Annotated in this window: 11 protein-coding genes; 7 read left to right on the top strand and 4 right to left on the bottom strand. The window is 38.4% G+C overall.

Going from position 1 to position 11,932, the window contains the following annotated elements:
• Positions 1 to 139: 139 nt before the first annotated feature.
• The 3 genes from B9A52_RS07440 (at position 140) to B9A52_RS07430 (ending at position 4,988) form a co-directional block, all read left to right on the top strand.
• Positions 140 to 589, top strand: coding sequence for a hydrogenase (locus B9A52_RS07440; protein WP_084119708.1), 450 nt, complete (start codon positions 140 to 142; stop codon positions 587 to 589).
• A 93-nt stretch (positions 590 to 682) separates the two neighbouring features.
• On the top strand, positions 683 to 2,950 hold the full coding sequence (locus B9A52_RS07435) for an aminotransferase class III-fold pyridoxal phosphate-dependent enzyme (RefSeq protein ID WP_084119707.1): 2,268 nt from the start codon (positions 683 to 685) through the stop codon (positions 2,948 to 2,950).
• A 235-nt stretch (positions 2,951 to 3,185) separates the two neighbouring features.
• Entirely contained in the window at positions 3,186 to 4,988 is a 1,803-nt protein-coding gene (locus B9A52_RS07430) for an FAD-binding protein (protein WP_172805182.1), read from the top strand.
• Here the strand turns inward: B9A52_RS07430 and B9A52_RS07425 are convergent.
• The 4 genes from B9A52_RS07425 to B9A52_RS07410 all read right to left on the bottom strand — a co-directional run bounded on the left by B9A52_RS07425 (position 4,980) and on the right by B9A52_RS07410 (position 10,647).
• Complete coding sequence (locus tag B9A52_RS07425) at positions 4,980 to 5,945, bottom strand: catalase family protein (protein WP_084119705.1); 966 nt, start codon at positions 5,943 to 5,945, stop codon at positions 4,980 to 4,982. The genes B9A52_RS07430 and B9A52_RS07425 overlap by 9 nt on opposite strands.
• Positions 5,938 to 7,356: a Dyp-type peroxidase gene (locus B9A52_RS07420; RefSeq protein WP_084119704.1), complete on the bottom strand. Its 1,419-nt coding sequence runs from the start codon at positions 7,354 to 7,356 to the stop codon at positions 5,938 to 5,940. The genes B9A52_RS07425 and B9A52_RS07420 overlap by 8 nt, the downstream gene beginning before the upstream one ends.
• 3 nt (positions 7,357 to 7,359) lie before the next feature.
• Positions 7,360 to 8,685, bottom strand: a complete 1,326-nt coding sequence (locus B9A52_RS07415; protein WP_084119703.1) for a peroxidase — start codon at positions 8,683 to 8,685, stop codon at positions 7,360 to 7,362.
• 147 nt (positions 8,686 to 8,832) lie between these two features.
• A complete protein-coding gene (locus B9A52_RS07410) occupies positions 8,833 to 10,647 on the bottom strand; it encodes a serine hydrolase (RefSeq protein ID WP_084119702.1) in 1,815 nt (604 codons plus the stop codon).
• A gap of 182 nt (positions 10,648 to 10,829) precedes the next feature.
• Between B9A52_RS07410 and B9A52_RS07405 the strand changes: the two genes are divergently transcribed.
• Genes B9A52_RS07405 through B9A52_RS07390 form a run of 4 tightly spaced genes read left to right on the top strand, consistent with a single transcriptional unit; the run spans position 10,830 to position 11,922 of the window.
• Positions 10,830 to 11,084: a type II toxin-antitoxin system Phd/YefM family antitoxin gene (locus B9A52_RS07405; RefSeq protein ID WP_084119701.1), complete on the top strand. Its 255-nt coding sequence runs from the start codon at positions 10,830 to 10,832 to the stop codon at positions 11,082 to 11,084.
• Positions 11,081 to 11,338, top strand: coding sequence for a Txe/YoeB family addiction module toxin (locus B9A52_RS07400; protein WP_084119700.1), 258 nt, complete (start codon positions 11,081 to 11,083; stop codon positions 11,336 to 11,338). Before B9A52_RS07405 ends, B9A52_RS07400 begins: the two co-directional genes overlap by 4 nt.
• Positions 11,339 to 11,358: 20 nt before the next feature.
• On the top strand, positions 11,359 to 11,694 hold the full coding sequence (locus tag B9A52_RS07395) for a DUF6883 domain-containing protein (RefSeq protein ID WP_084119699.1): 336 nt from the start codon (positions 11,359 to 11,361) through the stop codon (positions 11,692 to 11,694).
• A gap of 6 nt (positions 11,695 to 11,700) precedes the next feature.
• Entirely contained in the window at positions 11,701 to 11,922 is a 222-nt protein-coding gene (locus B9A52_RS07390) for a DUF4926 domain-containing protein (RefSeq protein WP_084119698.1), read from the top strand.
• Positions 11,923 to 11,932 lie beyond the last annotated feature (10 nt).

Genomic DNA, 11,932 nt, shown 5'->3' with positions numbered 1-11,932 from the left:
GGTCTTTTCAAAAGATTTAATGTGTGCATTTTGTTAGATCAGTGTTCCCCAATATGCTGTTTTTCAAATAGATATATTTTTTTTGTTTTCTAAGCATAAATTAATAATTTGAATTTTTACCACCCTAAACCCAACATTTATGGAAGAATCAAATGTAAAAAAGTTTCAAACTAACCGCTTACTCTTTTTTGGAGTGTTATTATTTTTTCTTGGCCTTTTAGTCGGATTGTTTATCCCATTAATGGCCAATCCAAGAATGGGTTTAACCACGCACCTAGAAGGAGTTATGAATGGTATTTTATTGGTAGCACTCGGTTTGATTTGGGCCAAAATAGAAGTGTCTGCTTTTTGGCTAAAAACAGCTTTCTGGCTAAGCCTATATGGCAGTTTCGCCAATTTTATTGCCGTTTTGATAGCCGCAATTACAGGTTCCGGTAAAATGATGCCAATTGCAGGAGGCCAGGAAGGAAGTGCGTTTGTTGAAGGTATTATTTCATTTCTATTGATAAGCCTTGCTTTAGCCATGCTGACTGTATGCATCATTGTATTGTCAGGGATATACCGGCACATGAATTTGGAGCATAAATGAAATCAGGATGAAATTTGTCTTTCCAAATTATCCGAATGGGGAGTATTTTATTCTATAATTTTTTGGAACTTGTGCCTAATCAAAATCTTTTAAATGGAAGAATGGATTAAGACCCGGATTGATTTTCATTTCCTTGAAATCAAACGGTTGAATGGCTATGACAATGCCAATTATTTGATGAATACCGAAGAAGGAAAATTCATTCTAAAAACCTATCCCTATTCTTTGGACACATTTGATTTGGTCCAAGCTGAAACCGATATTTTATTGGTTCTGCAACAAAAATTTGAAGGCAGAATTCCAACCCCAGTACCATTTCTATCCGGTAACCATGTTGATGTTGTTGAAGTTAATGGAAAATCCCAAATTATAAGGCTTTTGTCTTTTTTGGAAGGCAGTTTTTTGGGAAATACAAAAACAGAAAAAGAACAATATTACTCCTTAGGTAACTTTTTGGGAGAATTGGATAAGGAACTTTCACGATTAAAAAACTACCCTATCCAATCCAGAAAATGGGAATGGCATATCCAATATCCAGAGTTTATCAGGGATTATTTGGAAGATATTCCATCTGCAAAGGACATAAGCCTTGTCCAATATTTCCTCCAACAATTCGAAGAAAATGTCAGACCTATTCTGCCAAGCCTGCGCAAATCCATTATTTACAATGATGCGAATGAATGGAATATCCTCCTCAAAGAAAACAAGGATTTGGCATTGATTGATTTCGGCGATCTTGCCTATGCACCTTTTCTTCAGGAGCTGGCAGTTGCCATGACTTATGCCGCTTACGACAAAGATAATTATTTGGAATGGGGTGTGGAGGTATTAAAGGGTTACCAATCCGTAATTTCTCTTGAAGAAAAAGAATTGGAAGCACTGTATTACCTGATTGCGGCAAGGTTATGTTCCAGTGTGTGTAATTCGGCCCATGCCAGAAAAACTAATCCTGAAAACGCCTATGCCTCTGTCAGTGAAGAAAATGCCTGGAAAATGCTTTATGGTTGGCTGAAAATCAATCCTATTGAAGCGGAGAATAGATTCAGGGAAGTGGCTGGTTTGCCTAAGAAAAAGGTGCTTTCACTGGAAGATAGCCTGATTTACCGTAATCAATACCTAAGCAGCATTTTATCCGTCAGCTATAATAATCCAATCAAAATGGAAAGGGCCGCTTTCCAATACATGTATGATGCCTATGGAAATACTTTCTTGGATGCATACAATAATATTCCCCATGTAGGGCATTCCCATCCCAAGGTTGTCGAAGCGGGGCAAAGACAAATGGCCAAGCTCAATACCAATACCCGATATCTTTATGACCTTTTGCCTGAATATGCGGAGAAATTGTTCGCGAAGTTTCCATCATCTTTGAACAGGGTTTTCTTTGTGAATTCAGGCAGTGCGGCCAGTGATTTGGCCGTCCGAATGGCAAAGTGGCATACCCAAAGAGAGGGGATAGCCGTGGTTGAGCATGGCTACCATGGGAATACCCAGATTTCCATTGATATTTCAGATTATAAGTTTAACAATCCCAAAGGGCAGGGCAAAAAAGAAAATATCCTGAAAGTTCCAATTCCTGATGCTTATCGAGGAAAATACGCCGGTGAAAGCGAAAAATCAGGAATGGCGTATGCCAAGGAGGCCAAAGGATTAATAAACAATTTCCAAATGCCGATCGCAGCATTTATAGCTGAACCCATTGTGGGTTGCGGCGGACAAATACCTCTGGCTCCAGGATATTTGCGGGAAGTGTATGCGGCTGTTCGTGCCCAAGGAGGACTTTGTATTTCGGATGAGGTGCAAACCGGTTTTGGAAGGGTTGGGGATTATTTTTGGGGATTTGAGCAGCATGCTGTGGTGCCGGATATGGTGATCTTGGGCAAGCCAATGGGAAATGGCCATCCAATGGGAGCTGTAGTCTGTAACCAAGAAGTTGCGGAGTCTTTTGAAAAGGGAGTAGAGTTTTTCAGTTCTTTTGGAGGTAATCCGGTTTCTTGCGCCATAGGTTTGGCAGTTTTGGAAGTCATGGAGGAAGAAGGTTTGCAGGAAAATGCCAAAGTGGTAGGGAATTACTACAAGTCCTTATTCTTGGAGCTTCAAAAAAATCATGATTGCATCGGGGATGTCAGGGGTTCAGGTTTATTCCTTGGCGTGGATTTGGTTAAACCGGGCACAAAGGAGGAAGATCCACTGCTGGCCAAAACCATCAAAAATAAATTGAGAGAACAATTCATACTTATAAGTACCGATGGTCCCAAAGACAGTGTGCTGAAAACAAAGCCCCCTTTGATTTTTACCAAAGAAAATGCCCTGCAGGTAGTCGAAGAGATGAGTAAAGCCTTATCAAAAAACCAGAAATAATTCCAGATCCCACTGATTTTTAATGAATTAAATTTTTTAAATTTTGAAGAAAGCGCTATACTTATTTTGATTTATTCAATATTAAGGTTACTTTTTATAGATATTTTTATTAACCTTAAAATAAGTTGTAGCAATGTTTCTTTATGCCGCATGGATCGAAAAAAAGAAAGATAACGTATCAGTTGTCTGGGTAATTACGAGGTTATTAACCGCAGTTATTTTCAACCAAAAAAACTTGCCCGACAGAATAGAGGACTTGGATGAAACACTTACCCATCATTGTACAAGAGAAAAGCGTCTCCAATGGGTAAAGCGGATCAATACAGTAGTGAAGCCAAGGTTTGTACGCAGGATTATCGAAAACCGTCTCAATAAGGATTCCCCGATTCATGAAAAGGTTATTTTGTCTTTTGATGAGGAACTATCCTACAGCAAAACCTACGAAAAAGATTTTCCCTTTCGTCAGCAATGGAGCAATTGGTATGGGAACCATGCCTCTGAACCATTGAAAATCTTTGTACCGGGAAGCGGAAGTCATAGTAAATTTGAAGCCATATCCGAACAATGGGGGAATTATGATTATAAAGGTCTGGAAGAAGTAAAAGAAATAATTTCCTATGCCGAAGCTGAAGGCCGGAAGATCCGTGCCATTGGTTCAGGACATGCCCTTACCCCTATTGCTCAATCTGAAGATTTTATTGTCTGCACGCATAATTTAAACCTGACACAGCGTAAAGCTGAGCAATTTATCAAACCTGAATTTTTAAATGGATTTGATGTGGATGTCAATTTCAGAAATGTAAAATCGAAAGAAAAACACTTTCTATTTGAAACCAGTGGTGGAACAAAAGTGCACCAATTGATCACAGCCTTGGAAAAAGATGGCTTGGCACTGATGAACAAGGGCGGATCCAGCATTCAGGCAATATCAGGGGCAATTGCTACATCTACCCATGGATCGGGAATAGGATTGGGTCCTCTTCCGGGAATGGTAAAGTCAATGACACTTGTAGGGAAAGGATCCAAAGCATATAGAGTGGAACCAACCAATGGGATCACTGATCCGGAATTGTTTTTGGCAGATCCGGAAGTCCAAAAACATGACATCCAACTGATTCAGGATGATGATACTTTTAATGCCGTGATGGTAGGCGTAGGTTCTATGGGGTTGGTATTTTCATTGATTGTGGAAGTGCAGAAATCTTACAAGTTGTATGAGGAACGGGTAATTTGGGAATGGGAAACCTTGAAAGCCAAAATGCTGGAGGGAGACCTTTACATCTTTATCAATTCCAACCGCAATTTTGAAGTGCTTATCAATCCATATATTGACGAAACAGAAGAAAATCCATCAAGGAAGTGTTTGCTAACTACCAGAGATTATGCGGAATCCTGTGAGGTGCCACCTATTGCAAAAAGGGAAAGAAATTACCTTTCTTCCTTCGTATCAGGAATTTCCATATCGGGAAGACTATCCCCTTGGGTTTTTAACAGAAACAGCCAAAATATTCCAAGAATGACCAACAATTCCCTTGCCCGCTTGGAAGATCATGCCAAAAAAGGTGGTGGATTTGAAGATGTTTCTTACAAGGTTCTGGATCAGGGACTCGGAGAACTGAAATTTTATGGCTATGCCATTGAATTTGGTTTTGAAATAGAAAAGGCCTTTGAAGCGGTTGACGTGATCACCAAGGTTTGTGAAGAAGCTAAAGCCTATGGCCATTATTTGGCAGCACCTTTTTCTCTGCGCTATGTCAAGCACTGTCCGGGGTATTTTTCTATGATGAACAAGTCAGATATGTGTATGATAGAAGTTGTAAGTGTGAAGGGAGTTACCGGTACCATTTCTTTAATGAAAAGGATTGAGGCTGAATTATTGGAAATCGGAGCAGTGCCTCATTGGGGGCTATCTTTACTGCCATGGTCAAAGGAAATGGTAGAAAGGGCATTTCCGCACTATGAGGATTGGAAAAGGCATCAGGCAATATTTGGGGGAGAAACATTTACCAATCCTTTCATTAAAAACATACTAGACTGAGTTTTCGGTTTTTCGCAGTTCGGCAAGCTCTTTATAAACCAACCTTCTCGCGCGGTTGATGCCGCCAATGGGTTCATGGTCTTCCAAACAGGCCCAAGGGGAAAATGAAAGTGCCTCACCGAATTTATTCCGCTCTTCAAAATCAAAATCCTGGGCAGGTATCCATAAATCTGCTACAGGTACCCCCTCTTTTTTCCATTCTACAGAGGTATCTTCCAATGGTTCGGTTTTATCATTTTCATGTACTTGCACATAAATGGTAAATCCATGTTGGCAGGATTTGAGATCGGCTTTAAGCTGTTCGCGCAGAAAATTATCAGTTTTTGGTTTTCCCAAGGTATAGCCCAAATTTGAATTATGGGGTTCTAAGACAAATTTGACAAATTGATCAGGACCGAACCTGAACGCTCCTCCTGAAAAATATTTTTGTGCCAGTAGATTATCGTGCTTTTTGGAATGCTTTAAAGTGAGAAATAAACTGCGCCAATGCAATGGATTCAATGCAAAAACCAACTGTCTTTTCCAGCCAAAGAGGATTGCTTTGATAGCCTTGTTGTATAACCTGATACTTCCCGCGGAAAGTATGGGGCTGGTGGTCATCAAAAAATTTTGACAATTGACACCAATAGGATCTTCTTCAATAACCGTTCCTGGGACATTCAACACTTTAATGGCCAAGCCTCTTCCAGAACTGCTTTTATCAGATTGGATTTTTGGGGGTGCATTAGAGAACCGCAGCCAGACTTCATAGGTATTGGGTGACTTGAAAAGACCTTGCTTAAGTGTATCCGGTAGATCATTCCGGATTTCCAAAGTTCCTTTCAGACATCCATGCATCTTGGGATGAAAATTCCTTTTGATATTACCTTTTGGGTAAGTATCAGATAGGAATCTTTTCATGGTCTGAATGATTTCCTGAATTTCTTTTTCTTCTTTTTCGTCTATGCTGTTATTCATGATTTGCCAGGAATTGAATTGCTTTCAGACCAGGAATGAAGAAATAGCTTCCGCCTTTGGTAATGGTAAAATTGGGCAGATTCTTGATTTTCCTTTTCACCGGATAATCAGGAATGCTGAATTCATCCGTGATTACTTCTGAATTTTGGAAATGGTTACCGATTATGGGATCAGCATCATGGTCCAAACCCCCAAACTTGTGGAAGTTGACCCAATTGTTCTGTACAAATTCGAACTGCCTTCGTATATCCGTCACCAGACAGATAAAATGTAATCCTCTCTTTTCATCATCCTTGGACAGTGACATCAAATCCACAGGATTAAGGTCATCAGTCACGGGATTTCCATAGGGTCTACCTTTTCTGATCATTCTATGTTTGGAGGCCATTTCTGCAGAATCCTTTTTGGTTTTTTCCGTCACCAAATGATCTCTTGGATTTGTTCTTCTGATATGAGAACCAATGGGACATTTCAATCCGGCTTTATCTTCCTCCCAAAAGCCAAAATTATTGGATATGGATAATTCAGGGTCATTTTTGACCGGGCACAAAGTAAGCGGAGAACCGTCCGGCCATCTGCCAACCATTTTGCTGGCAATTTTAATGGCTTCTTCTTCAGACTTACTTTGGTTTTTGAGAAATTCCCAGAATGTAAATACATCTTGTTCCAATTGGCGGAAAATCAGATAGGTTCCGTTTTTCCCAAAATCCTTAAGACCAGGTTCTTCGGGGCAAAGAGGGAGTAAATCATTTTTATCATATTCCTTTGGGAGTTTTGGTGCAGGAGAAAATTCATCATATAGGTTTTTGTAACCCATGATAAATTCACCTGCAGGAAAAGTAATTCCGGTTATTTTTTCGGGATTATCCACCAATTCTTCAATAATCGGTCTTGAAATGTCATCTCTGAATCCAAAATGCTCTTTATGGTTTTGCAAAAATCCGGAAGGTAATGAATGCAGGACATTTACCCCATACTTGTCAGCCCTGTCTTTTTCAGTTTTCAGTTTTTCAACCAAAGTTTCATTGTTTTCTGAAAAAACCATCAAAAGCATGTGGATAACATCCTTATCAGGACTCCCCCATTCCCAGTTTTTAGGGTCATTGTCCCCACTGTCGCCTAGAACAAACTGACGATGGGTATCTGTCATCCCTTCTCTAAATTCCCTTGAAAAACTTTCCAAACCTTCCACAGGCATTTGGAGAAAGGAAATGCCTTCGTAAGTAAAAGCAACTTGAAGGGCATGATCAGTAGGTTTTTCATTTGCCGGAGTGATTAATGGGAAAAGCTCTTTTAAATAACCTTTTGCCTGGACAGCATCAGAAAAATTCAGCAATACATATTGGGCCCCCTGAAGGTTACCAAATCCCCTTATCAACAAGCCTTGCATGTCATTTAATTCAAGTGCCATTATTTAGATAGTTAAAAGCCATTCCCTGATTTCATCCGCACTCATTTTCTTGAACAAACCCTCCCTAAACTTGCGGTTGGTCTTGAGATTTTCCACACTGAGATCAGTATTGAAGGTGTACCAAAACTGGGTGATTTTTTGATGTGCCCTTACCCCTTTCATATATTCACTCCTATGATTGTAACTTTTCTTTACCAGCCAGGTAGTGGCCGGAAACCCTGCCGCATGGCTGAAAATCACCGCCATGTTTCTGGTCCGGTTTTCACTATCCACAAAATCATGGGCATATGCTTCTGAGAGATTGTCAAAAGTGGCTATGAATACCAATCTTTTTCCGCTATCCATCTGTAACCACCGCGCGGTATGTACTGTCGGGATGTAGGAAAAAAACCTGATCAGATAGACCAATCTTAAAGAAACTCCGAGAAAAATTCTCCGGATCAGTCCTTTTTTCAATGGTGCTATCACTGTCATTTCATTGATCACAGTATTATTCTCCCTAAGAACAATATTCCTGATCCAATCATCTGAAACAGGTTTATTGGGAATGTGGGGATTGTTTTCATTGATTCTCAGCAATAAAAATAAGATGATCAGTCCAATAAGAAACACAGGAAAAATCAAGCCGATCCAAAATAAGAATGAGGGCTTCATAAATATGGAAAGAATTAAAAAAATTATGGAAGTAGCCATCACCAAACCGAAAATGTAAAGTGGTGTAAGCATATTGAACTTATCCGTCTTCAAACTTTTCAGTCCCACCTCAGCCCATTTTGTAGCATCTTCCTTTTTTACAAAATTTTCTATCTGCTCTTTAATTTCTTCAGGGCTTTGATAGCTAAAACCCGGTTCTTCCCTTTTGGAATTTAGATAATCAAACACCTTGTTTCTGAGGTCTAGCTCTTTTTTGACATCTTGGGTCTTTATGAATTTGAAACCTGAATAAAATGTGTTGAAAATGCTTTTTTGGTTCAAAAACTTAACCAATCCCTCATTATCATTTGCAGTTGATTTAAACTCCTCGCTAAAAGCAAATACTGCTTTTAATTTTGATCCCATAAAGGCAACCAATTCATTTAGATGCCTTTTCTTATTTCCTACATAACTCGTCAATAAAATAATCCTCGCGGGAAGCTGCTCTTTTTCTGCATAAAATTGGGAAGGAAGCGTCAGCCAACTGATAAAAAAAGTGCTGGGCATTTGAACATGGTAATCTTCCTGATGATTTTTGGAATGTAGATTATACTCTTCCAAAAGCACATTGATCTCGCTCAGCTTTTCTTCCTTAACAATAACCGTCACGGTTAATCCTCTGTGAATAGCAGACATAAGAGTAGTTTAGATTAAAATCTCTTTAAATTAAAAAATAAAATTGAGGAAAATCACATTTGAACAGATTAAATTGGATTTTCAAGAATTTAAGTTTTTAAAGGTTTTTCAATCCAAGAACTTAATTTTCAAAGTAAAGAAGTTAAATTATTTTCTCTCCGCTTTGAATGTGCCGTTAGGCTGAACGAAAACTGCTTGCTGAAATTTGCCGTTGCTCTCCTCTTTGAATTCAACTGTATAACCATCTGCTATTTTTAATGCAAATTTGTGCTGTCCTAAGGAGAGTAACTCATATTCGGGTTGACCTGCCACAAAAAGGAAAAGCGTATTCTCATTTCCTTCTTTTAAATAAAATTTAGCAACCTGTCCGCCCAAGTCATAATCCCCTGTATATTTTTCCAAGGTTTCTTTTTCCAAAGCAACTTCTTTGGGCGTACGCTTGAATTCTATGGCATCCACCATTGGTTCAGCTTTGAACGAAAGAGAAGCAATTTCTCCCATATTATTGATTCTGAAATTGAACTGCATGGGAGAAACCGTAGTGGTATCAACCTTTCCCTTTTCCATACCCACCAAAGAAAAGATATTATAATGGAAATGCTTTAACCAGACTTTTTGATAGGGGGTACTTGCAAAAAGGGAGTCTCTTTCAAATTGAATAGCTATCTTTCCATATCCCGGGTGGATATAATCTCCGGTAAATTCAGCAAGAAGATGAGAGGTTTTGGTACCCTTTTTCTGAATTGAAGTGGTTTGTTCCTGACTTGCTGAAGCTTGCTTTTTGGCTTCATCAGCTTTTTCTTTTTGTACTTTATTCCAATCAGTTTTATCTACTTTCAGTAATCTATCACTGATTATATTTCTGACAATCCCGGGAATCGGAGAGCCATTTTGATTGGACAAGACCACAATTCCAATACTATCCATCGGGAAAAATGCTGCATTCGCAGAGAATCCGTTAATATTTCCTCCATGTTCCACCCTGTAATGTCCTTTATAGGAAGAAACCATCCATCCGTAGCCATAAGTACTGATATGCATATCCGGAAATTCTTTGTCAGGGATACTGTTTGCCATTATCATTTGTGGACTCATGGCTTCTTTGACATAGGCTTCAGGCAGGATTTGGTTGCCTTTAAATTTTCCTCCATTGATCCATGTGATCAGCCAATTGGACATTTCATTGACATTGCTGTTGATACTCCCGGCAGGACCCATAGCGGCAATGTCATAATAGTCCATCTTTTTGATGATGGAATCGTTTTTTACTTCGTAGCCAAAGGATGCATCTTTGCCGTTTTTCAGGCCTGTGATTACAGCATTGCTTGTTTTCATCTCCAAGGGATCAAAAAACTTTTCCTGAATATTTTCTTCCCAGGTTTTGCCTGTTATTCTTTCGGCGATTACTCCTTGGGTCAAAAACATGAAATTATTGTAATACCAATTTTCCCTAGGTTTGGCAAATGGTTCCTGATATTGAATTCTTTGCATTAAGGAATCCCGGGATTGGGTAGTGAAAAAATACCAACTCAGGTCATGTCTTGGAAGCCCAGTTCTATGGGTCATGATATCCTTGATGGTTATCAGATTGTTCATCTCATTATTGTAAAAGCGAAGGTCGGGGATATGTTTGCTTGGACTATCATCAAAAGACAATTTTTTTTCTTCCCTCAATATCCCCAACAGCCCGGAAGTGAAAGCCTTGCTACTTGATCCGATGGCAAAAAGTGTGTTTGGAGTAATTGGAATTTTATTTTCATAATCCTTGTAGCCAAAACCCTTGGAGTAGATGATTTTGTCTTTTTCAACCACAGCAACGGCAAATCCAGCTGCATTCCAGGTTTCTAGGACTTTATTTAGTTCGGAGTCAAGACCTTCAAAACGATTGTCAGCCTTTTGTTTTTGAGCTATAGAAGTCAGAGAGACCAGAAAGATTAGAAAGGAGAGGAATAGTTGTTTCATGGTGTTTTCAATTAAAAAGCAGAATATAATCTAAATTTGGTTAAAAAATTTTTTGTGACAAGCAATTATGGCAGAAGTAAATATTTTGAATGAAACTTGTCTTTTTGGAAACGATTAAATAGTGCTTTGGAAACCAATATTTTGTACGTAATTTTGTACATAATTTTATAATAACTAAAGTCATGTTAAGCACTTCGATTTCAGATTTCAGAAAAGATATAAAAAGTTATTTTGATAGGGTTACTGAGAATTTTGAAACCCTAATTATCAATCGTGGAAAGGACAAAGGAGTGGTAATCATGTCCTTGACTGAATATAATTCTTTGCTTTCGACTCAACATGAACTTTCATCAAAGGAAAATGAGAGAAGATTGGATTCAGCGATTGAAAAGTTAAAACAAGGTAATTCCTATAGCAAAAGTCTTCTTGAAGAATGAAATATGTTTTCGTTGAGGAGTCCTGGGAAGATTATTTGTATTGGCAAAAAACCGATAAAAAGAAGCTCAAACGAATAAATGAACTTCTCAAGGATATTTCTAGAAATCCTTTTTCGGGAATTGGAAAACCAGAACCACTTAAGTACAAATATTCAGGGTTTTGGTCGCGTAGAATAGATGAAGAACACAGATTGATTTATCAGGTAAAGAATGATGAAGTCCTGATTGCGAAATGTCGGTTTCATTACGATTAAAATAAAACTCAAAGAATTAAATGCATCTCCCAAATTTTTCAAATGCCTATATTGATTTAAAAAAGCTTTCGGAGTATTGTTTAAATGATGACCATCCAATTGGAAAATATAAAGCAAGACTTTTTAAATCAGCCTTAAATATTTCAAAAGAGCATGCTACTATTCTAAAAAATGAAATATTAAGAAAGCTTCCCACCTCGGAAGCTGCTTTGGGAGGAAAAGATCATTTTGGGATCAGGTATTCAGTAAACATCAAAATTGTTATATTTGAAAAAGAAGCTAAGGTTTGTACGGCATGGATCATTAAAGAAGGAGAAAGTTTTCCAAGGTTAACAAGTTGTTATATAAAAAAGTAAAAAGTAATGGAAAAGAAGTTTAAACTTTTGGATACTGTGGCGATACTTAAAGAAATGCCACAACACAGGGTTCTTTCGGGCCAGGTTGGAACTATAGTTGAAATTCTTTCAGACGTTGATTATGAAGTGGAATTTTCTGATAAAAATGGGGAGACCATTGCCGAATTTTCTGTTTCCGCTGATGATTTATTGTTGTTACATCATTCATTGGAATATTCTCCCAAATAGTCCTATTTAT

Origin of the sequence: Aquiflexum balticum DSM 16537 (assembly GCF_900176595.1) — a bacterium.
In the GTDB taxonomy this organism is placed as follows: Bacteria; Bacteroidota; Bacteroidia; order Cytophagales; family Cyclobacteriaceae; genus Aquiflexum; species Aquiflexum balticum.
The sequence above is the reverse complement of the archived record's forward strand: the minus strand, read 5'-3'. Positions and strand labels throughout refer to the sequence as shown.